This is a genomic window from Bacillus sp. 5B6, assembly GCF_000259405.1.
Classification (GTDB): Bacteria; Bacillota; Bacilli; order Bacillales; family Bacillaceae; genus Bacillus; species Bacillus velezensis.
On record NZ_AJST01000001.1, the window covers coordinates 1,206,560 to 1,227,910 of the forward strand.

General features: G+C 45.2%; 20 protein-coding genes. 12 read left to right on the forward strand and 8 right to left on the reverse strand.

What is annotated here, in order from left to right; all coding sequences use genetic code 11:
- Nucleotides 1-14 precede the first annotated feature (14 nt).
- Nucleotides 15-1,919 carry a PTS fructose transporter subunit IIABC gene (locus tag MY7_RS06065; protein ID WP_007611131.1) on the forward strand — a complete coding sequence of 635 codons (1,905 nt, stop codon included), beginning with the start codon at nt 15-17 and terminating at the stop codon, nt 1,917-1,919.
- 131 nt (nt 1,920-2,050) lie between these two features.
- Nucleotides 2,051-2,632: a signal peptidase I sipT gene (gene sipT / locus MY7_RS06070; RefSeq protein WP_007611132.1), complete on the forward strand. Its 582-nt coding sequence runs from the start codon at nt 2,051-2,053 to the stop codon at nt 2,630-2,632.
- A gap of 37 nt (nt 2,633-2,669) precedes the next feature.
- Here sipT and MY7_RS06075 read toward each other — a convergent pair whose 3' ends face one another.
- Nucleotides 2,670-2,939, reverse strand: coding sequence for a hypothetical protein (locus MY7_RS06075; RefSeq protein ID WP_007409641.1), 270 nt, complete (start codon nt 2,937-2,939; stop codon nt 2,670-2,672).
- A 163-nt stretch (nt 2,940-3,102) separates the two neighbouring features.
- Between MY7_RS06075 and MY7_RS06080 the strand changes: the two genes are divergently transcribed.
- Both MY7_RS06080 and MY7_RS06085 read left to right on the forward strand, forming a co-directional pair.
- Complete coding sequence (locus tag MY7_RS06080) at nt 3,103-4,722, forward strand: ABC-F family ATP-binding cassette domain-containing protein (protein ID WP_007611134.1); 1,620 nt, start codon at nt 3,103-3,105, stop codon at nt 4,720-4,722.
- 112 nt (nt 4,723-4,834) lie between these two features.
- Nucleotides 4,835-5,743, forward strand: coding sequence for a ketopantoate reductase family protein (locus MY7_RS06085; protein ID WP_007611143.1), 909 nt, complete (start codon nt 4,835-4,837; stop codon nt 5,741-5,743).
- A gap of 30 nt (nt 5,744-5,773) precedes the next feature.
- On the opposite strand, the gene MY7_RS06090 is transcribed toward MY7_RS06085, so the two are convergent.
- The 3 genes from MY7_RS06090 to mreBH form a co-directional block, all read right to left on the reverse strand.
- Entirely contained in the window at nt 5,774-7,006 is a 1,233-nt protein-coding gene (locus MY7_RS06090; RefSeq protein ID WP_007611144.1) for an aminopeptidase, read from the reverse strand.
- 100 nt (nt 7,007-7,106) lie between these two features.
- Entirely contained in the window at nt 7,107-7,241 is a 135-nt protein-coding gene (locus MY7_RS19535) for a protein YkpC (RefSeq protein WP_003154559.1), read from the reverse strand.
- Between the two features lie 71 nt (nt 7,242-7,312).
- Nucleotides 7,313-8,320 (reverse strand): cell shape-determining protein MreBH, encoded by a 1,008-nt coding sequence (gene mreBH, locus MY7_RS06095; protein ID WP_003154558.1) that lies wholly within the window; start codon nt 8,318-8,320, stop codon nt 7,313-7,315.
- 271 nt (nt 8,321-8,591) lie between these two features.
- Here mreBH and MY7_RS06100 point away from each other — a divergent pair, with 271 nt between their 5' ends.
- From MY7_RS06100 to ade, 5 genes are all read left to right on the forward strand, one after another.
- Nucleotides 8,592-8,876 (forward strand): AbrB/MazE/SpoVT family DNA-binding domain-containing protein, encoded by a 285-nt coding sequence (locus tag MY7_RS06100; RefSeq protein WP_003154557.1) that lies wholly within the window; start codon nt 8,592-8,594, stop codon nt 8,874-8,876.
- Between the two features lie 172 nt (nt 8,877-9,048).
- Nucleotides 9,049-10,353, forward strand: a complete 1,305-nt coding sequence (locus MY7_RS06105; protein WP_029325885.1) for an ATP-binding protein — start codon at nt 9,049-9,051, stop codon at nt 10,351-10,353.
- Between the two features lies 1 nt (nt 10,354).
- A complete protein-coding gene (locus tag MY7_RS06110) occupies nt 10,355-11,182 on the forward strand; it encodes a gamma-glutamylcyclotransferase (RefSeq protein WP_007611149.1) in 828 nt (275 codons plus the stop codon).
- A gap of 40 nt (nt 11,183-11,222) precedes the next feature.
- Nucleotides 11,223-11,888, forward strand: coding sequence for a Ktr system potassium transporter KtrC (gene ktrC / locus MY7_RS06115; RefSeq protein ID WP_003154554.1), 666 nt, complete (start codon nt 11,223-11,225; stop codon nt 11,886-11,888).
- Nucleotides 11,889-12,036: 148 nt separating this feature from the next.
- Nucleotides 12,037-13,770: an adenine deaminase gene (gene ade / locus MY7_RS06120; RefSeq protein ID WP_007611150.1), complete on the forward strand. Its 1,734-nt coding sequence runs from the start codon at nt 12,037-12,039 to the stop codon at nt 13,768-13,770.
- A gap of 33 nt (nt 13,771-13,803) precedes the next feature.
- On the opposite strand, the gene rnjA is transcribed toward ade, so the two are convergent.
- Both rnjA and MY7_RS06130 read right to left on the reverse strand, forming a co-directional pair.
- On the reverse strand, nt 13,804-15,471 hold the full coding sequence (gene rnjA, locus MY7_RS06125; RefSeq protein ID WP_007611151.1) for a ribonuclease J1: 1,668 nt from the start codon (nt 15,469-15,471) through the stop codon (nt 13,804-13,806).
- A gap of 5 nt (nt 15,472-15,476) precedes the next feature.
- Nucleotides 15,477-15,686 (reverse strand): DNA-dependent RNA polymerase subunit epsilon, encoded by a 210-nt coding sequence (locus MY7_RS06130; RefSeq protein WP_007611152.1) that lies wholly within the window; start codon nt 15,684-15,686, stop codon nt 15,477-15,479.
- Nucleotides 15,687-16,040: 354 nt separating this feature from the next.
- On the opposite strand from MY7_RS06130, the gene MY7_RS06135 reads away from it, so the two are divergent.
- The gene (locus MY7_RS06135) at nt 16,041-16,814 is read left to right on the forward strand and encodes a Cof-type HAD-IIB family hydrolase (protein WP_007611153.1); all 774 of its coding nucleotides are present in this window, start codon (nt 16,041-16,043) and stop codon (nt 16,812-16,814) included.
- Nucleotides 16,815-16,848: 34 nt separating this feature from the next.
- On the opposite strand, the gene def is transcribed toward MY7_RS06135, so the two are convergent.
- Nucleotides 16,849-17,403 (reverse strand): peptide deformylase, encoded by a 555-nt coding sequence (def, locus tag MY7_RS06140; protein WP_003154544.1) that lies wholly within the window; start codon nt 17,401-17,403, stop codon nt 16,849-16,851.
- 112 nt (nt 17,404-17,515) lie between these two features.
- On the reverse strand, nt 17,516-17,704 hold the full coding sequence (locus tag MY7_RS06145) for a YjcZ family sporulation protein (protein ID WP_007611154.1): 189 nt from the start codon (nt 17,702-17,704) through the stop codon (nt 17,516-17,518).
- A 244-nt stretch (nt 17,705-17,948) separates the two neighbouring features.
- On the opposite strand from MY7_RS06145, the gene MY7_RS06150 reads away from it, so the two are divergent.
- Both MY7_RS06150 and fabD read left to right on the forward strand, forming a co-directional pair.
- Complete coding sequence (locus MY7_RS06150; protein WP_032864631.1) at nt 17,949-18,587, forward strand: YkyA family protein; 639 nt, start codon at nt 17,949-17,951, stop codon at nt 18,585-18,587.
- A 457-nt stretch (nt 18,588-19,044) separates the two neighbouring features.
- A complete protein-coding gene (fabD, locus tag MY7_RS06155) occupies nt 19,045-21,351 on the forward strand; it encodes an ACP S-malonyltransferase (RefSeq protein ID WP_007611156.1) in 2,307 nt (768 codons plus the stop codon).

A 21,351-nucleotide genomic window follows, 5' to 3' on the forward strand; every position in this document is an offset into this window, starting at 1 on the left:
AGGAGGAAAGAAAAGTGAAGATAACTGAGCTGTTAACAAGAGATACAATTCATCTCAATATAGAAAGCAAAGAGAAAGAAAACGTTATCGATGAAATGGTGACAGTGCTTGACAAAGCCGGCAGATTAAATGACAGAGAGGCTTACAAAGCAGCCATTTTAAATCGTGAAAGCCAAAGCTCAACGGGAATCGGCGAAGGCATTGCCATTCCTCATGCGAAGACGGCGAGCGTCATTAACCCGGCCATCGCATTCGGACGTTCAAAAGATGGTGTGGATTATGAATCATTAGACGGTCAGCCGGCACACCTGGTCTTTATGATTGCGGCAACCGAAGGAGCGAATAATACGCACCTTGAAGCATTATCAAGACTTTCAACGCTTCTTATGCGTGAGGAAATCCGCAAACAGCTTCTTGAAGCTGAATCAGAAGATGCGATCATTGACATCATCAATCAGCATGACAAAGATGACGATGAGGAAGAAGAAGAGCAGGAAGAACAGGCAGCGCCGTCAGGAAAAGGCAAAATCCTTGCCGTTACGGCATGTCCGACAGGTATCGCCCATACGTTCATGGCAGCTGACGCACTGAAGGAAAAAGCGAAAGAGCTCGGCGTTGACATTAAAGTAGAGACAAACGGCTCAAGCGGTATCAAACATAAGCTGACGGCTCAAGAAATTGAAGACGCGCCTGCGATCATCGTGGCGGCTGATAAACAGGTTGAAATGGAACGCTTTAAAGGCAAACATGTTCTTCAAGTGCCTGTGACGGCCGGTATCAGACGTCCTCAGGAACTGATTGAAAAAGCCGTTAACCAAGATGCGCCGATTTACGAGGGCAGCGGCGGAGGATCTTCCGCTTCAGATGAAGACGGCCCGAAACAGAAATCAGGCACAAGTATCGGAAGTACTTTCTATAAACACTTAATGAGCGGTGTCAGCAACATGCTGCCATTTGTCGTCGGCGGCGGAATCCTCGTGGCGATTTCATTCTTCTGGGGAATTCATTCAGCTGAGCCGAAAGATCCGACATACAATACGTTTGCCGCAGCGCTGAACTTTATCGGCGGCGATAATGCGTTAAAACTGATTGTTGCCGTTCTTGCCGGATTCATCGCAATGAGTATTGCGGACCGCCCGGGATTTGCGCCGGGTATGGTCGGTGGATTTATGGCTACGCAGGCGAATGCCGGATTCTTGGGCGGACTGATTGCCGGATTCTTAGCTGGTTATGTCGTAGTCCTGCTGAAAAAGCTGTTTGTCTTTATTCCTCAGACTCTTGACGGATTAAAACCTGTATTGATTTATCCGTTGCTCGGTATTTTTATCACCGGTGTCCTGATGCAGTTTGTCATTAACACACCTGTCGCAGCGTTTATGAATTTCTTAACAAATTGGCTTGAAAGCCTTGGAACTGGAAACCTTGTCTTAATGGGGATTATTTTAGGCGGTATGATGGCTATCGACATGGGCGGCCCGCTCAATAAAGCGGCGTTCACTTTCGGAATTGCGATGATCGATGCCGGAAACTATGCGCCGCATGCGGCCATCATGGCCGGCGGAATGGCTCCGCCGCTTGGAATCGCACTGGCGACAACATTCTTTAAACACAAATTCTCTAAACGTGACCGTGAAGCCGGTATTACGTGCTACTTCATGGGAGCAGCTTTCGTTACAGAAGGCGCCATCCCGTTTGCAGCGGCTGATCCGCTTCGCGTCATCCCTGCAGCCGTTGTCGGTTCTGCGGTAGCGGGCGGGTTGACAGAGTTTTTCCGGGTAACGCTTCCTGCACCGCACGGAGGAATATTCGTTGCATTCATTACGAACCATCCGCTGCTTTACTTAATGAGCATCGTGATCGGAGCGATTGTAACGGCGGTTATCTTGGGAATCGTCAAAAAACCGGTTGTAGAGAAATAAGCAAAAAGCGTCCTTTACGGGCGCTTTTTTCAATCATATGCGCATAGAAGCGTTATGTATTTGGTGATGAGTTGTGATAAAGTAAAGATAGTACATGAAACCGTAACAGTGATCGTCTAGGAGGAACCACGTTGACTGAAGAACAAAAACCTACTTCTGAAAAATCGGTAAAAAGAAAATCCAACACGTATTGGGAATGGGGAAAGGCCATCATTATAGCGGTCGCTCTTGCGCTTTTAATCCGCCATTTCCTGTTTGAACCGTACTTAGTGGAAGGATCATCAATGTACCCGACATTACATGACGGTGAAAGGCTGTTTGTCAACAAAAGCGTCAATTATATCGGAGAAATCGAGCGGGGGGACATCGTCATTATTAACGGCGATACATCGAAAGTCCATTATGTAAAGCGGCTCATCGGAAAACCCGGAGAAACGGTGGAAATGAAAAATGACACGCTTTATATAAACGGCAAAAAAATCGATGAACCCTACCTCGCGAGCAATAAAAAAGAAGCGAAAAAACTGGGAGTCAACCTGACGGGAGATTTCGGCCCCGTAAAGGTTCCGAAAGGCAAATACTTCGTCATGGGCGACAATCGGCTGAACTCAATGGACAGCCGGAACGGACTCGGTTTAATTGCCGAAAAACGGATCGTCGGCACCTCGAAGTTTGTGTTCTTCCCGTTTCATGATATGCGTCAGACAAAATAAAAACGCCGCGCTGCCCGATTCGGACAGCAGGCGTTTTTTATTTGGCAAACGAGGCGGCGACGGCAATGAACATTACCGTGGCCAGCACTGATCCGACAATGGCCAGAACGCTGAAAAAAAGATTCACCTGCTGCTTCTCTTTGCCGCGTTTTTCAAGCATCCGTTTTGAAAAGAGATGCGAAAACGTGTAAATGAGGGCGATTCCGACGTACAAGCCGATGTCACGTGCGGTAAAGCCTGTGACGGCCAGAAAAACCCCGGTAAAGAAAATCATAAGACAATATTCTGTGAGTGTTAAAAGCTTCAACTTGTTCCTCCGTGATGAATATGTATATATATCTATTGTATCACAGGGCTTCGGGTTTGGCGCTTGCGTCTTTTCAAAACCCTTATATTCGCAGGGAAACATTTCTCTTCCCCTTTATTCATGGTATACTTTTATTGATGTTAGACACGATGGAGGATTATAAATGATTGCTGTAAATAATGTGAGCTTGCGTTTTGCGGATCGCAAGTTATTTGAAGATGTCAATATTAAATTTACGCCGGGCAACTGCTACGGATTAATAGGCGCAAACGGTGCCGGAAAATCAACATTTTTGAAAATTTTATCCGGTGAGCTGGAGCCGCAGACCGGCGATGTCCATATGAGCCCGGGGGAACGTCTTGCCATTCTGAAGCAGAACCACTTTGAATATGAAGAGTTCGAAGTGCTGAAAGTCGTCATTATGGGACATAAACGTTTATACGAAGTCATGCAGGAAAAAGACGCGATTTATATGAAGCCTGATTTTTCAGATGAAGACGGCATCCGCGCCGCTGAGCTTGAAGGAGAGTTTGCGGAATTAAACGGATGGGAAGCTGAAAGTGAAGCCGCTATTTTGTTAAAGGGTCTCGGCATCTCTGAAGACCTGCATACGAAGAAAATGGCGGACTTAGGCGGTTCAGAAAAGGTGAAAGTGCTTTTGGCACAGGCGCTGTTCGGCAAGCCGGACGTTCTGCTGCTTGATGAACCGACCAACCACTTGGATCTGAAAGCGATTCAGTGGCTGGAAGAGTTTTTAATCAACTTTGAGAACACAGTCATCGTCGTATCTCATGACCGTCACTTTTTAAATAAAGTGTGCACGCACATCGCCGATCTTGATTTTAATAAAATTCAAGTGTACGTCGGCAACTATGATTTCTGGTATGAATCCAGCCAGCTTGCTTTAAAGCTTTCTCAGGAAGCCAACAAGAAAAAAGAAGAGCAGATTAAACAGCTTCAGGAGTTCGTGGCCAGATTCAGCGCCAACGCCTCTAAATCAAAGCAGGCGACATCAAGAAAGAAACTCCTTGATAAAATCACGCTTGATGATATCAAACCGTCATCACGCCGTTATCCTTATGTCAATTTCACGCCGGAACGCGAGATCGGAAATGACGTGCTGCGGGTTGAAGGCCTAACAAAAACGATTGACGGGGTTAAGGTGCTTGATAACGTCAGCTTTATTATGAACAGAGAAGATAAAATCGCATTTACGGGCCGCAACGAACTTGCCGTTACGACATTGTTTAAAATCATTTCCGGGGAAATGGAAGCAGACAGCGGCACATTTAAATGGGGCGTGACCACTTCTCAGGCGTACTTCCCTAAAGACAACAGCGAATATTTTGACGGCAGCGATGCGAACCTTGTTGACTGGCTCCGCCAATACTCGCCGCATGACCAAAGCGAAAGCTTTCTGCGCGGTTTCTTAGGACGCATGCTGTTCTCAGGAGAAGAAGTCAACAAAAAATCAAACGTTCTTTCCGGAGGAGAAAAAGTGCGCTGCATGCTATCAAAAGCGATGCTTTCCGGCGCGAATATCTTAATTCTGGATGAACCGACCAACCACTTAGATTTGGAATCCATTACGGCGCTTAACAACGGCTTAATCAGCTTTAAAGGCGCTATGCTGTTTTCATCTCATGACCATCAGTTTGTACAGACAATTGCCAACCGCATCATTGAATTAACGCCTAAAGGCATTGTTGACAAACAAATGTCTTATGACGAATTTCTTGAAAACGCGGATGTACAGAAAAAGCTTGAAGAGCTATACGCGTAATAAAGAAGCAGGGGAGACTCTGCTTTTTTATTTATGAAAAAAGTTTTCAATCTTCTGACTTCCCGTTACAATAAATGAAATACATATTTGAAAAGAGACGGAGGAATGCATCATGAAGTTTTTAATTGTCGGAGCTGGAGGAGTGGGCGGATATATCGGCGCGCGTCTTGCAGAAAAGGGAAATGACGTTACGTTTCTCGTCCGCAAGAAACGGGCGGAACAATTACAAAAAACGGGTTTGACCGTCAAAAGTGCAAAAGGTGATGTTTCAATCAAGCCGAAATTAATGATGGCGGGCGAAGAAGGAGCATTTGACGCGGTTATCATCGCTTCAAAAGCGTATTCTTTGCAGGACGTCATTCAGGATGTCAAACCGTTTGTCAAACCTTCGTCGGTCATTATTCCTTTTTTAAACGGATACAGGCACTATAACCAGCTGTTTGAAGCTTTTTCAAAACGGCAGGTGCTGGGCGGCCTCTGCTTTATTGAGAGCGCCCTTAACGATAAAGGGGAAATTCTTCATACGAGCGCTGCCCACCGCTTTGTTTTCGGTGAATGGAACGGGGAACGCACGGAACGTATGAATGAGCTGGAAAACGCATTTGCAGGTGTGAAAGCGGATGTCATCATCAGCCGGGATATTGAAAAGGACATTTGGAAAAAATATATGTTTATTGCCGCGCAGGCGGGAGTGACCACTCTGTTTCAACAGCCGGTCGGACCGATTTTAGAAACAGAAGGCGGCCGCAAAACGGCAAAGCGCCTCTTTGCTGAAATCGGAGCCATTTTCAAGGCTGCCGGCATCCCGAAAGATCCTGGTCTGGAAGAAGAGAGTTATCGCACATTGACAAGCATGTCTTACCATATGAAATCGTCGATGCTGAGAGATATGGAAAAGGGCAGGGTGACGGAAGGTGATCATTTACACGGATTTTTGCTTGAGAAAGCGAAAGGCTTGTCAGTTGATACACCTGTTTTGGAAACCGTCTGCGCCAACTTGCAAATGTATGAAGCGAAATAAAAAAAGGAGGCCTAAGCGCCTCCTTTTTTATTAAAATGCCCAGTTTCCGTTTCTGAAGATCGGTTCTCTTTTGCCGTCCGCCGTAATGCCGTCGATATTCATATCTTTGGAACCGACCATAAAATCTACGTGTGTAATGCTTTCATTTAAGCCCTCTTTGACAAGCTCTTCCCGTGTCATTTGTTTGCCGCCCTCAATATTAAAGGCATACGCACTGCCGATCGCCAAGTGGTTAGAGGCGTTTTCATCGTACAGTGTGTTGTAAAATAAAATATTTGATTGTGAAATCGGTGAATCGTACGGCACTAAGGCCACTTCTCCGAGATAGTGTGAGCCTTCATCGGTTTCGACGATGCCTTTTAAAATCTCCTCGCCTTTTTCAGCTTTCACATCAACGATGCGGCCGTTTTCAAAGGTAAGAGTGAAGTTATCAATAATGTTGCCGCCGTAGCTCAGCGGTTTCGTGCTGGAAACCGTGCCGTTCACCCCGTCACGCTGCGGAAGGGTGAAAACCTCTTCTGTCGGCATGTTGGCCATGAATTCGTGCCCGCTTTCATTCACGCTTCCCGCGCCTGCCCATACATGTTTTTTCGGCAGTTCAATGGTTAAGTCTGTTCCTTCAGCCTGATAATGCAGGGCGCTGTAATGTTTTTTGTTCAGGTGTTCCACTTTTTCATGAAGATTTTGATCATGTTTTTTCCATGCTTCCACAGGGTTTTCTTCATTTACACGGGTCGTTTTGAAAATTTCTTCCCATAAAAGCTGAACGGCTGTTTCTTCCGGCTGATCCGGGAACACTTTTTTCGCCCAGCCTGTTGAAGCGGCTCCGATCACCGTCCAGCTGACCTTATCTGATTGAATATATTGTCTGTATGTATGCAATGCTTTTCCGGCGGCTTTTTGGAACGCTGCAATCCGTTTGCCGTCAGTGCCTTTTAACAGGTCGGGGTCGGATGAGACGACAGAAATAAACGCAGCCCCTTTTTTCGCGAGCTCTTCTTTGCCTTTTGCTTCCCATTCAGGATACTCTTCAAACGCTTCAAAAGGTGCCATCTCGTATTTTAATTTGGACAGTTCATCGTCCTGCCAATTTACGGTGACGTTTTTTGCGCCTTTTTCATAAGAATGTTTGGCAAGCAGTCTGACAAGTTCCCGGACATCAGTTGAGGCATTGATTACGACATGCTGTCCTTTTTGGACATTGACGCCGACTTCTACCGCCAGCTGAGCATATGTATGTAACTTTTCAGTAAACGAACTCATCGTTCATTCCTCCTCATCGGTTTTTCTCATCATATCAAATATCGCCTCATAAAGGAAAGAAAGGAGCACAAACGAAAAAGACACAGCTTTTGCTGCGTCTTTACGGGTGATTCAGTTTTACGGCACCGCCGGCCGGAGAATGGGGCATATTGGCCAGTGAAATGCTCATACCCCCCAAAATAATTCCGCTTAAAATGACGGCTACTGCTACGCGTCTTCCCACATCTCTAAGCATATGCTTCCTCCTTAATGTTTCTCCAGTTCTCACAATATGAGCCGGCTGGAGAAAAAAGAAGCACAATCTTATTATTTAATTGCTTTTTGCAGCTTGTCGATGACGTCTAATGAACGTCCCGTGCCGATAGCCACTGATTCAAGCGGATTTGCCGCCAAATGAACGGGAACGACGATTTCATCTGTCAGCCATTCTTTCATCCCGTTTAAAAGGGAGCCACCGCCGGTTAACACGACGCCGCGGTCAACGATATCACCGCTGAGCTCCGGCGGGCAATCTTCAAGGGTCGCTCTGATCGCTTCAAGAATATGCAGGAGCGACTCACGCATCGCATGCTGAATTTCATTAGACTGCAGTCTGATTGTCTTCGGCAGACCGGTTACAAGGTCACGCCCGCGGATTTCCATCGTTTCCGGCACATGTTCGATCAATGCAAAGCCGATTTCCATTTTCACTTGTTCTGCCGTACGCTCCCCGATCAGCAGGTTGTATTTTTTTCTGACGAACGAGGCGATATCTTCATCAAGCTGGTCGCCGCCGATTCTGATCGAATGGCAGGATACGACGCCCCCGAATGAGATGATGGCGACTTCAGTCGTACCGCCGCCGATATCTACGACAACGTTTGCGACCGGCTCGTCAACAGGGAGGTCGGCTCCGATTGCAGCGGCTACGGGTTCTTCAATCAAGTGAACGTTTTTCGCTCCGCAGTTTTTGACAGCGTCACTGATGGCGCGGCGTTCAACGGCTGTTGAGCCTGAAGGCGTGCAGACGACGACATTCGGTTTGCGGAAGGTCATTCCGATTTTTTTCCCGGCTTTTTTCATAATGTGTTTTAATAAGTCAGTTGTCATATCATAATCAGCAATGACACCGTCTTTCATCGGCCGTACGGCGACGATTTTCCCCGGCGTCTTTCCGATCATGCTTTTGGCATCCGTTCCGATGGCAAGCACCGCTTTCGTTGTTGTATCTACAGCGACAACGGAAGGCTCGTTTAAAATAATTCCTTTATTTTTACTGTAAACAAGTATATTAGCGGTTCCTAAGTCGATTCCGATCTCAGTTGATTGAAACATGTTTTCACCCAATCCCTATCCTGATTTAATTGATTCTACATTTAAAGTTTCTGAGAAAAACCACGATTTTTGGGGGTTTCCGCCGGGAATGAAATGTTTTTGTAAAAAAGGAGGGAAAGTCTGTATCTCATATTTCAAAAGGATTTTCTTTTTGTAAAAAAACATTCAGTTCCGGATACTGAGAAACTTTTGCTCCGTTCCTTTCGTCTACGTTTATGAAGGATTTTCCTTGGACATAAAGAAGAGACATTAAAGGAAGTAGGGGATTTCTATGAAATCAATTGGTGTAGTAAGAAAAGTAGACGAACTCGGGCGTATTGTCATGCCGATTGAATTGAGAAGAGCATTGGATATCGCTATTAAAGATAGTATTGAATTTTTCGTTGACGGAGACAAAATTGTCTTAAAAAAATACAAGCCGCACGGCATTTGCTTAATGACGGGGGAAATTACTCCCGAAAATCAGGAGTACGGCAACGGCAAAATTATTTTAAGTCCTGAAGGAGCGAAAATGCTGCTTGAGGAAATCGAGGAAGCGTTAAAAGATAGATCATAATCAGCAAAAAGGGCGGAGCATCATTCCGTCCTTTTATTATGAACTTGTGCAAAAACTCACGGGAAAAGTAAGCGAACCTGCTCAATTAATTGGGAATAGTTATCATTTTTTAGTCAATAATGCAGTCAACAATGTTACAATATATGTAGAAATGCTAGCGGCAGGTGGGACTATGGGAAAATATCAAGCGCGTATCATTTCCTTAATCTTGGCAATGATTTTTATTATGTTTTGGGATTATTTATTTTATATGATTGAACGGAATCCGATTAACTGGCCCGTTGACATCACCTTTACCGCCGTCACATTAATCAGCGTCTGGCTGCTGGCTTATTATGTGGATAATAAAAAGCAGCTGCTGGCGGAGCTGAAGGACAGCGAGCAGAAAGCAAAGGCGCTTTCAGATGAGAAAAACCGGATTATGGACAATCTGCAGGAAATTGTTTTTCAGACGGATGCACAAGGGAATATTACATATTTGAATCAGGCCTGGACGGCGATTACGGGCCACTCCATCAGCGAATGTATGGGCACGATGTATAATGATTATTTTATAAAAGAAAAACATATCATTGATTATATTATCTCCCAAGTCAAGCAGCAGTCCCCGTCAGGAATGTTTACGGCCAAATATATTAAAAGAGACGGCACGATCTTTTGGGGAGAAGTCCATTATAAGCTGTATTATGACCGCAGACAGAAATTTGTCGGAAGCCTGGGGACGATGTCTGATATCAGTGAACGGAAAAAAGCGGTCGACGAGCTTCTGGAAACGAACGAACGCCTCGCCATGCAATCTCAAAAGCTGGCCATTGCCGGGGAGCTTGCGGCAGGAATCGCCCATGAAGTAAGAAATCCTTTAACATCAGTCAGCGGCTTTCTCCAGCTGATGAAAGCCCAATATCCGGAAAGAACGGATTATTTTGATATTATTTTTTCGGAGATTAAAAGAATTGACCTCGTGCTGGGGGAGCTGCTTCTGCTCGCCAAGCCGCAGACCGTGACGTTTACCGCTCATCATCTCAACCATATTTTACGGCAGGTGGCGACGCTTCTTGACACGAACGCGGTGCTGTCGAACACTGTGATTGAGAAGGATTTCAGGCAGACTGAGTCCTGTATGGTCAACGGTGACGAAAACCAGCTGAAACAGGTATTTATCAATATTATTAAAAATGCGATTGAAGCGATGCCTGATGGCGGGAATATTCATATTTATACAAAACGGGATGAAGAATACGCGGTGATCAGCATACAGGATGAAGGAAACGGCATGTCGAAAGAAAAGCTTGAAAACATCGGGAAACCGTTTTTCTCAACAAAAGATCAGGGAACGGGTCTCGGTCTTCCGATTTGTTTACGAATTCTGAAGGAGCATAATGGTAAACTTAACATTAAGAGCAAAAATGGAGAAGGCAGTACGTTTCAGGTGATTCTGCCGTTAGAAGCGGCTGCTGTCCAAAAGGAGGAAAAATAACTTGCTTCTTTTTGTATACGGTTTGTTACGGAAGCGTGAAGAAAACCATGAACTGCTGAAAGGCGCTCCGTGTGTGTGCGAGCAGGCCGCGATAAACGGCGTGCTGTACGAAACGGATAAAGGTCAGCCTGCTGCGTCTTTAGCAGAAACAGCTTTTGTGTACGGGGAATTGTATGAAACAGATCATCAGATGATCCGTAAGCTGGATGCGTATTATGCTGATTTTGATCGGAAAGAGGTTGCCGTGACGACGGATGCCGGGAATAAAACCGCCTTCGCATATGTCGTAAGGCCCGACCAGTGTGCCTCATTCAGCCGTATCAAAAGCGGAGACTGGAAAGAATACCGTTTTATGAAACGGGAGGATGACAGTCCGGTTTATTATTTCGCATACGGCTCCTGTATGGACAATGCCCGGTTTAAACAGGCGGGGGTCGATCACTTTTTTGCCGAGCCGGTCGGAGGGGCGGTTGTTGAAGGGTATTCGACGAGATTCACGTTAAGGCGTCCTGACGGTTCCAGAGCCGATCTTGTTGAAGATGGGGGACGAACTGAAGGCGTGCTGTACAAGCTTCCGTTTGAAGCGGCAACCTATCTGTACAAAAGAGAAGGTGTTGATAACCACACATACCGTCCCGCATTCATAGAAGTGTGTGCCGGCGGCCGTGTATACAGAGGCGTCCTGACGTTTCTTGTTCTTGATAAAGCTGAGGAAATTGCGCCTCCGGGTCACTATCAGGAAGAAATCGAACGCGGAGCGGACCTGTATTTATCGCCCGCCTTTTCAGAAAAGCTTAAACGCTATATGAACTCATTGCCGAAAATGTGATACTATTCCTATTAGAGATATTGTTTAAAGGAGTACTGTTATGAGAAAAGAGTTTGCCGTTATCGGTCTCGGACGCTTCGGCGGAAGTATTTGCAAAGCATTAAGTGAAGAAGGCCTTGAGGTCATGGCGATGGATATTGATGAAGATAAAGTAAATGAATACGCCAAAATCGCATCACACGCGGTCATCGGCGATTCAACCGATGAATCAGTGCTGAAAAACTTAGGGCTGCGCAACTTTGACCACGTCATTGTGGCAATCGGCGAAAATATACAGGCGAGCATTTTAACGACGCTGATCTTAAAGGAACTCGGCGTGAACACGATCACGGTTAAAGCGCAGAACGATTATCATGAGAAAGTGCTTGCGAAAATCGGGGCCGACCACATCGTCCACCCTGAACGTGACATGGCAAAACGCATCGCCCACAACATCGTATCAAATAATGTGCTTGATTATTTGGAGCTGTCCGACGAACACAGCATTGTGGAGATCGTGGCCAACAGCAGGCTTGCGGGCAACACACTGCTTGATCTGGACATCCGGGCGAAGTACGGCATTAATATCGTGGCCATCAAGAGAGAAAAAGAAGTGATCGTATCTCCCCTGGCGACTGAAATGATCCAAAAAGAAGATATTCTCATCGTTATCGGCTCTCTTACGGACATTTCCCGATTTGAAAAAAGAGTGCTTCATACAAAGTGAAAAGCCGTCCGTAAAAGGACGGTCTTTTATTATGTCAGAATAGAAAGACATTTATCATGTAAGCGGTATTTTCTGCAATTTTTATTGACTATGATCAGGCGATCCGATAGCATATTGTACCATATAAAGAAAAAGAGGAGGCCTCATTTTGAACAAAGAAACACTGGCTGAACGGCTGAACGCATCAGCCGGCAGACAAAAAGCCGATACCGTCATTAAAAACGGAAAAATCATGGATGTATTTAACCAGGAATGGATTTCTGCAGATATCGCCATTACGGGCGGAGTGATCGTCGGGCTGGGCGAATATGAAGGGGAAGAAGTCATCGATGCAGAAGGTCAAATGATCGTTCCGGGCTTTATTGACGGACATGTTCATATCGAGTCCTCTATGGTTACTCCGATTGAATTTGCTAAAGCCGTCCTCCCACACGGAGTGACTACTGTCATTACTGATCCTCACGAAATTGCGAACGTTTCCGGAGCAAAAGGCATTTCTTTTATGATAGAGCAGGCAAAAAAGGCGCCGCTGAACATCCGTTTCATGCTTCCTTCCTGTGTTCCCGCCGCTAGCTTTGAACGCTCAGGAGCCGTATTAAAAGCCGAGGATTTAAAGCCTTTTTATCAGGAGAAAGAGGTGCTCGGACTTGCGGAAGTAATGGATTATGTGTCTGTTGCGGAAGGTGAAGAGGATATGCTTCAGAAACTGCTTGATGCCAAGCGTCACGGAAAACGGATCGACGGGCATTTAGCCGGACTGTCTTCAGATTTCATCAATATATACAGAACCGCAATGGTGTCAAATGATCATGAAGTGACGACAAAAGAAGAAGCACTGGACAGAATCAGACGGGGAATGTATGTCATGCTGCGCGAAGGATCGGTGGCAAAAAATACGCTCAATGTGCTGCCGGCGGTGAATGAAAAAAACGCGAGGCGCTTTTTCTTTTGCACGGATGATAAGCATGTAGATGATCTGCTTTCAGAAGGAAGTGTGAACCACCAAGTCAAAATGGCGATAAAGGCGGGACTTGATCCATTCCTTGCGTATCAGCTCGCCAGCTTAAATGCGGCTGAGTGCTACGGCCTTGAAACAAAAGGGGCAGTAGCACCGGGTTTTGACGCAGATCTGCTGTTCATTTCAGATGTGCGGGAGGCTGCCGTCACGAAGACCATGGTCGCCGGCCGGACCGTTGCCGAGAACGGACGCACGGTTTATGAACAGTCTGCTGGTTCCTATTCGCCGGACCAGGCGCTGTTGGATACAGTGCGGCTGAAAGCGCCGTTGACTGAATCGGATTTTCATATACCGATTCAAGAAGGCAAGAAAATGAATGTAATCGAAATGATACCGAATCATTTGGAGACGAGAAAAAAAGAAGTGCCTGCACCGTCTGCTGACGCGTTTCGTCCTGATACAGAAAATGATTTATTAAAAATCGCCGTCGCAGAGCGGCACAGCGGCGAAAAAATGATAGGACTCGGAATTGTACAAGGGTTCGGGTTAAAAGAAGGCGCCATCGCCACAACCATTTCTCACGATTCCCATAATATCATCGCTGTCGGTACAAACGATGCCGATTTGGCAAAAGCAATCAACAGGCTCCGTGACACCGGAGGAGGATTAACAGCCGTGAAAAACGGAGAATTGCTTCACTCCGTTCCGCTTCCGATCGCCGGGCTTTTGTCTGATAAGTCGGCGGAATGGGTCAATGACAGCTTGGGCGTGCTTCATGAGAAGCTTCCTCTGCTCGGATTCACCGGTGATTTCAATCCGTTTCTCACATTATCGTTTTTAGCGCTTCCGGTGATTCCGGATATTAAAATGACAGCAGCCGGTCTATTTGATGTCAAAGCCTTTCAGCATATTCCGCTGCAATAAAAAAACTGCACTCGTAATGAGTGCAGTTTTTTTTTAGACCTCCATAATGATCGGAAGGATCATCGGGCGGCGTTTTGTTTTTTCGTATAGGAACGGAGCAAGCGTATCGGTAATTTCGTTTTTAATTTCGGACCACTGCGTTGTTTTCCGATCCATTACTTTCTCCAAATGGTTCGAAATCAGCTGCTGCGCGTCATTGATCAAATCACCGGATTCTCTCATGTATACAAAACCTCTTGAGATTAAATCAGGCCCCGCCGAAACCTTAAAGTCGTCCATGTTGATGCTGACAACAACGATAACAAGGCCTTCTTCTGAAAGAATGCGGCGGTCGCGGAGCACGATATTGCCGATATCACCGATTCCGCTTCCGTCAATGTAAACGGAGCCGGACGGAATTTTGCCTGCCACAGCGGCTTCTTCGCCTTTGAGGGCCAGCACTTCGCCATTATCCATGATAAAGCAGTTTTCTTCAGGTATACCGCAATCAGTCGCGAGTTTGACGTGCATTTTCTGCATTCTGTACTCACCGTGAATCGGCATAAAGAACTTCGGTTTGATCAGGCGGAGCATTAATTTCTGCTCTTCCTGTCCGCCGTGTCCGGATGTATGAATGTCATTCAATGAACCGTGAATGACTTCTGCGCCCGCACGGTACAGCTGGTTGATGGTGCGGCTTACGCTGATTGTGTTTCCGGGAATCGGAGAGGAAGAAAAGACGACCGTATCTCCGGGATTAATGGAAATCTGCCGGTGCGTCCCGTTAGCGATGCGTGATAACGCCGCCATCGGTTCACCTTGGCTTCCCGTACATAAAATTGTTACTTTATTGGCAGGCAAACGATTGATTTCGTTATGCTCAATAAACGTATTTTTAGGACAGGTAATGTAGCCGAGATTTTGTCCGATTTCAATAGCCGATTCCATACTGCGTCCGAATACGGCAACTTTTCTGCCTTTTAAAACGGCTGCTTCAATCACCTGCTGAAGACGGTGTATATTCGAAGCGAATGTCGCAAATATAATTCTGCCGTCCACTTTTCGGAAAATATCGTGAATGCTTTCGCCTACGCGGCGTTCTGACATGGTGAAATCAGGAACCTCACTGTTTGTACTGTCAGAAAGCAGGCACAGAACGCCTTCTTTCCCGATTTCAGCCATCTTTGTCAAGTTTGCCGGTTCGCCTACCGGTGTGAAATCGAACTTAAAGTCCCCGGTATGTACGATATTGCCCGGCGGTGTTTTGACGACGATTCCGTATGAATCCGGAATGCTGTGTGTCGTTCTGAAGAAGGATACAGATGTCTTGCGGAACTTCACGATGTCGTCTTCACCGATGATGTTTAGTTTGGTCTGTCTTAACAGCCCGTGCTCTTCAAGTTTATTCCGAAGTAAGCCGATCGCGAGTTTACCGCCGTAAACGGGAATATTTACTTGTCTGAGCAGGTACGGAATACCGCCGATATGGTCTTCGTGACCGTGGGTGATAAACAGACCTTTAATTTTATCTTCATTTTTTACTAAATACGTGTAATCGGGGATTACGTAATCAATGCCGAGAAGTTCATCTTCCGGGAACTTGATTCCCGCATCAATCAGTACAATTTCATCCTGAAACTGCACCCCGTACGTATTTTTCCCGATCTCGCCCAATCCGCCGAGGGCGAAAACGGCAGTCTGGTCATTTTTTACAAATTTCATTCCGCTCATAACTCCAATACTTTAAAATTTTCGCTCTGCTTCTCATATTCTAAAAAAGCACCATCCACAGGCTGAACAAATTCAATGTTGTATTTCTGATCTTTCAGTTTCGTTCTGACGTCCCGTTCTGAAACGCCCTCAATGTAAAGTGAATCTGTTTTTTCCCGAACAGGTACTTCGTCAGCCTTCTTTTGATAAAATACCTTATAAATCATCCAAATCTCTCCTTAAATGCCGTATGTTAGACTCGCTTATTCTATTATATTCGAAAACGGATTATAAGGAAAGTCTCGAGCAAAAAAGGGACTTTCAAAAACCGAAAGATCCCTTCTACGCGATGACTTTTTTCCGGAGCATTCCGCCCCACTGTCTTCTGAGTTTCTTCCGTAATCGGCGCAGCATTGTATACCTCCTTTAAAGCCCTTTATAGCAGTAGTATGCGGAAAAAATGAATTTGTTTTCGTGGGTAAAACTGGAATTTCATCAAGGCGGTTTTCCGGAAGAAAAACTTTCTGTATGATGATATTGAAAAAGACACGACTGATAAACGGGAAAAAGGAGAAATTGACATGAAACCAAAACTGATCTTTTTTGATATTGACGGCACGATCTATGACCATGATAAACATATTCCCGATAGCGCAAGAAACGCCGTGAAGGCGCTTAAAAAGGCTGGCCATCACGTTTTTATCGCCAGCGGAAGGTCCCCGTTTATGGTAAAACCGATTCTGGAAGAGCTTGAGATTGAATCATTTATTTCATACAACGGCCAGTATGTCGTATTTGAAGGTGAGGTCATTTATAAAAATCCGCTTCCTGAAGACGCGGTTGCGCGTTTATTAAAGCAGGCGGCAGAAGGGGAGCACCCCGTCGTATTTATGGCGGAAGACACGATGAAAACGACCGTCCCCGGACATCCGCACGTCTCGGAAGGAATCGGCAGTCTGAAAGCGCCTTATCCCGAAGTTGATGAAACTTTTTATAAAGGAAAAGAAATTTATCAGCTGCTTTTATTCTGCCGCGGACACGAAGAAAAAGCATATGCCGCTTTTCCGGAGTTTGATTACGTCCGCTGGCACGAATTGTCAACGGATGTGCTTCCGAAAGGCGGTTCAAAAGCGGAAGGCATTAAAAGAGTGCTTGAGCGGCTTCCGTACGGCGTAAGTGACACTTATGCATTCGGCGACGGATTAAATGACCTTGAGATGATCCGTTTTGTCGGCACCGGGGTGGCGATGGGAAATGCGGTTCCGGAATTAAAAGGTGCCGCTGATTTCGTCACAAAGCCGGTGGATGAGGAAGGAATCAGCTGGGCCGTCAAAGAACTGGGCCTTTTGAAATAAAGAAAACCGGCACTTTGGGAAGTGCCGGTTATTTTTAACGGTCAATGGCAATGGCGTTTTCAGGTTCTTTGAACGGATTTTCTTTATCGATATGGTCGTAAAACATCACGCCGTTCAGATGATCGATTTCGTGCTGAAACACGATGGCCGGAAAACCTTTGAGGCGGATGTCAATCTGTTCTCCTTCAAGCGTCACCGCCTTTACGCGGATGCGGGCGTAGCGCGGCACATAGCCGGGAATGGGTTCGTCTACCGACAGGCAGCCTTCTCCGCTCGTCAAGTAGCTTTTTTCCACTGAGTGGCTGACGATCTTAGGGTTAAAAAGAGCATAGCTGTATAAAGTGCCTTTCGCATCTTCTGCATGGACGGCGATCATCCGTTTTTTTACGTCTGTTTGGGGAGCGGCAAGACCGACGCCCGGACGAAGCTTGTATTTCTCGGCTAATTCAGGATTTTGGCTGTTTTTCACAAACTCAATCATATCAGCAAGATGCTGTTTTTCTTCGTCAGAAGCGGGAAGCTGAACTTCTTCAGCGATCTCTCTGAGCGCGGGATGTCCGTCGCGTACAATATTTTCCATAGTAATCAAGAAACTTCACTCCTAAAGCTTAATATGTAAATTATAGCGAATTTCTTTATCGCGGCGCAACGAAACAATTGGCCGGCCATAGCAGGCCGGCCGATGTTCATGGTGTATAAGGTCAGCAGCCGCAGCCTAAATAAGCGGCACCGACGATGATTAATAAGATAAACAATACGACGATTAATGCGAATGTGCGGCCGTATCCGCCGCCGCAGCCGTAACCGTAACCGCCGTAACCGCCTCCATAACCATATCCGCCGCCGCAACAACCGCCGCCAAATCCGCCGCCAAATCCATATCCGTACATAAAAAAACCTCCTCTTTTAATTACGCTGACCCTCTGTCAGCAGGGCCGGCGTCTACTATAAACTATGTAAAAGCCAAAAAGATGTATGGTCATCCGCCCTGTTTTCTCAATTTTTTACGCAAGTATTCTTTGAAAGCACCGTAAGCGTCTTTACCCGGTCATGCCAATTACAGCTCAGCTATTGTCAAAAAGCGTTCGGGCTTCTATAGTGGAAATTGTCAAGATTGGGGGATTTTAAGTGAATATGATTCAAAAAAAGGTATTAGCAGGAATCGGAGCGCTCGGCGCCGCAAGTATGCTGCTTGCCGGCTGCGGGGGAAAAGATCCGGTTGAATCGCTTCATGACTCGATGGAAAAAGCCGTTCAAGCGGAAAAACCGTTTCAAAAAGAGCAGAAAACATTAGAAAAATTGGAGAAAAAAGAGCATCAGCTATACGACAGCGCGGTTAAACTGAATATGGATGATTACCAGAAAATTGTCACACTGTCTGATCAGGCTCTGAGCAATGCAAATCAGCGAAAAAAACATCTGAAAGCAGAAAAAGACAGTATTGATGATTCAAAAAAAGCGTTTGAATCCGCAAAAAAAACTTCTCAAGAAATAAAGGATAAGAAAGTAAAAGAAAAAGCCGGGCATGCTGTCGCTTTAATGGGGAAAAGGTATGCATCTTATGATCTTTTGTACAAAAAGTACGAAAAAGCCATTTCACTTGATAAGGACCTTTATAAACTGATTAAAGATAAAAAGCTCACATTAGCGCAGCTGGAAGAGCAAATCAGCAAAGTAAACTCAGTTTACGAAAAGGTGCATAAACAAGCAGATGAGTTCAATCAATTTACTAAAGACTACAACAAAGAGAAAGAACTATTATTCCGCAAATAGTATAGTGAAGGCATATCGGCATGGGCTGATGAACTGATAACAACCGAGTTCAGCCGCCTGTAAAAAGGCGGCTGAAGAATTGGTATATACGTGTGTTTCCCATTGACAACAAGTAAATCATGGTATAGTATTTATTTAGGGAAATATTCACATAAAACCAATCGTTGTTTCGGCACGTTGGAATGTTTTTATTATATTGATATATATATAAAACAGAATGAAAATGTGATTTTAATTATCAGAAAATTACGTCTATTTATAATTACGGCAATATGATATTTGTACATGCTTTTTGCTTTTAAACCTTTATCCGGCATAAAGGTTTTTTTATTTTGCTTAGTAATGCTTATTAAGTAAGTGTGCTGAGCGTAAACGACAATTTTAAAATTGAAGTGAAAAACGTTAATCAAATCGGAACGAAAAGAAACGGCAGAAATACGGAACAGGAGGAAAACAAATGCTTGCTTACGTCTTTCCCGGACAGGGAGCGCAGTTTAAAGGAATGGGCAGAGACTTATTCGATGAATTCAGTGAGCTCATTAAAAAGGCAGATCATATTTTAGGATACTCCATAAAGGATTTATGCCTTTCAGATGAAAAAGAGAGGCTGACTGATACGAAGTATACACAACCTGCAATTTATACAGTGAGCGCACTGCAATATTTAAAGGGGTTAAAAGAAGGTCATACACGCCCTGATGCTGTTGCAGGACATAGTCTGGGTGAATATACTGCGCTTTTTGCGGCCGGCGTTTTTAATTTTGAAACAGGTCTCCGGCTGGTTGCTAAAAGAGGCGAGTTAATGAGTGAGGCTTCCGAGGGCGGAATGGCTGCCGTAATCGGACTGGATGAGCATCACATAAAAAAAATACTTCAAAAGTATGAATTCGGCCAAATAGATATCGCCAATTACAATACATCTTCACAAATTGTGATAGCAGGGGCTGCAGAAGAGATAAAGCGGGCAGCCTCTTTTTTTGAAAAAGAAGGGGCGAAAGCTTATATCGTATTGCAAGTCGGCGGAGCTTTTCATTCTCGTTTCATGGAAAGTGCACAGCGTGAATTCGCAGAATTTATCGAGGAGTTTCATTTTTCTGAATTGAATTTCCCGGTCATCTCTAACTATACGGCAAGACCTTATAAACAAGAAGATATCAAACGGAATTTAATTGAACAAATAACAAACTCGGTGAAATGGACTGAAAGCATCAGGTATCTAATGGGACAAGGCGTAACTGTGTTTGAAGAGATCGGTCCCGGCAACATTCTGACTAAATTAATTCACACCATACAAAGAGATGAGGAACCGCTTACTATCAGTGCGCCGGAAGACAGTCTCTTTTTTTCTGAAGGGAACAAGGACAATTCGGAAAGCGGGAAAGAGCATAGCCTCTTGGCTGAAAATATAGAGAGCGGTGCAGCTTCACCGGTGTCTCGATTGGGTGATCAATCTTTCAAAGAAGATTACGGTTTGACATACGCGTATTTGGCAGGTGCGATGCATAGAGGGATCTCTTCCGCTGAAATGCTGATCCGCCTCGGGAAGAAAGGAATGCTGGGGTTCTTTGGCACAGCGGGTTTAACTATAAGGGAAATTGAACAGGCCCTTATTTCTATTAAGAAGACACTCAAAAATGGCCAGCCCTACGGAATGAATCTGCGATTTGAGCCGGATCATCAAGATAGAGAAAAGGAATTGATAGATTTATATATCAAGCATGACGTACGAGTAATAGAAGCGTCTTCTTATCTTTCCGTCAGCGCACCATTAATTTATTACAAAGCGCATCAGTTGAAGATAGACAAAAGCGGCAGGGTCATACCTCATAATCGGATCATTGCCAAAGTTTCACGGCCGGAAGTTGCGGCCGCATTTCTGAGTCCGCCTCCTCAAAGTATCGTAAAGAGAATGTGTCAGCACGGTATGCTGACGGAAGAGCAGGCGGAGTGGCTCAGCCGTATTCCGGCAGCAGACGATATCATTATTGAAGCAGATTGCGGTAGTAATACTGAACAGGGCTCATTGACGGCGATGCTGCCGTTTTTTGTTAACCTGCGGGATGAGATGATGGAAACACACAAATACGCAAGGAAGATCAGAGTCGGGGCTGCGGGAGGAATCGGAACTCCCGAGTCTGCGGCGTCTGCTTTTTTAATGGGCGCTGATTTTATTATGACGGGATCCATTAATCAATGTACAGTTGAAGCTGAAACAAGCGGTTTTGTTAAAGAAATGCTGAGTGAGACAGGAATATGCGATACTGCTTATGCGCCTTCGGAGACTCTGTTTGAGTTCGGAACAAAGGTTCAGGTGCTGAAAAAGGGCACGCTGTTTCCGGTCAGGGCAAATAAATTATTTCAAATCTACCAACAATATGAGTCTTTGAGTGAGATAGATGAAAAGACAAAGATTCAGCTCGAAAATGATTATTTTAACAAGACTTTTGATGAAATCTACGAAAGCATAATAGAAAAACAGCCGAACCTGGCCCAAAAAGCTGAGCGCAATCAAAAATATAAGATGCTGTTACTATTTAAGTGGTATTTGCAAAGAGGATGTCTGCTTGCTTTGGAAGGGCAGGAAGAACAAAAGGTGAATTTCCAAGTTCATTGCGGCCCGTCTTTAGGCGCTTTTAATCATTGGGTAAAGGGCACGGATTTGGAATCATGGAGAAACAGACATGTCGATGACATTGGTGAAAAATTGATGAATGAGACCGAAAGTCTGCTAAGGCGCAGATTGGATACGTTATTTCTACACTAA

Excerpts from the sequence above, each read along its gene's own strand:
- MY7_RS06145 (WP_007611154.1), bottom strand. The coding sequence starts at position 17,704 with ATGTACGGATATGGATTTGGCGGCGGATTTGGCGGCGGTTGTTGCGGC.
- MY7_RS06080 (WP_007611134.1), top strand. The coding sequence starts at position 3,103 with ATGATTGCTGTAAATAATGTGAGCTTGCGTTTTGCGGATCGCAAGTTA.
- MY7_RS06150 (WP_032864631.1), top strand. The coding sequence starts at position 17,949 with ATGATTCAAAAAAAGGTATTAGCAGGAATCGGAGCGCTCGGCGCCGCA.
- fabD (WP_007611156.1), top strand. The coding sequence starts at position 19,045 with ATGCTTGCTTACGTCTTTCCCGGACAGGGAGCGCAGTTTAAAGGAATG.
- MY7_RS06090 (WP_007611144.1), bottom strand. The coding sequence starts at position 7,006 with ATGAGTTCGTTTACTGAAAAGTTACATACATATGCTCAGCTGGCGGTA.
- MY7_RS06130 (WP_007611152.1), bottom strand. The coding sequence starts at position 15,686 with ATGATTTATAAGGTATTTTATCAAAAGAAGGCTGACGAAGTACCTGTT.
- MY7_RS19535 (WP_003154559.1), bottom strand. The coding sequence starts at position 7,241 with ATGCTTAGAGATGTGGGAAGACGCGTAGCAGTAGCCGTCATTTTAAGC.
- mreBH (WP_003154558.1), bottom strand. The coding sequence starts at position 8,320 with ATGTTTCAATCAACTGAGATCGGAATCGACTTAGGAACCGCTAATATA.
- ktrC (WP_003154554.1), top strand. The coding sequence starts at position 11,223 with ATGAGAAAAGAGTTTGCCGTTATCGGTCTCGGACGCTTCGGCGGAAGT.
- MY7_RS06105 (WP_029325885.1), top strand. The coding sequence starts at position 9,049 with ATGGGAAAATATCAAGCGCGTATCATTTCCTTAATCTTGGCAATGATT.
- MY7_RS06100 (WP_003154557.1), top strand. The coding sequence starts at position 8,592 with ATGAAATCAATTGGTGTAGTAAGAAAAGTAGACGAACTCGGGCGTATT.
- MY7_RS06135 (WP_007611153.1), top strand. The coding sequence starts at position 16,041 with ATGAAACCAAAACTGATCTTTTTTGATATTGACGGCACGATCTATGAC.
- rnjA (WP_007611151.1), bottom strand. The coding sequence starts at position 15,471 with ATGAAATTTGTAAAAAATGACCAGACTGCCGTTTTCGCCCTCGGCGGA.
- MY7_RS06085 (WP_007611143.1), top strand. The coding sequence starts at position 4,835 with ATGAAGTTTTTAATTGTCGGAGCTGGAGGAGTGGGCGGATATATCGGC.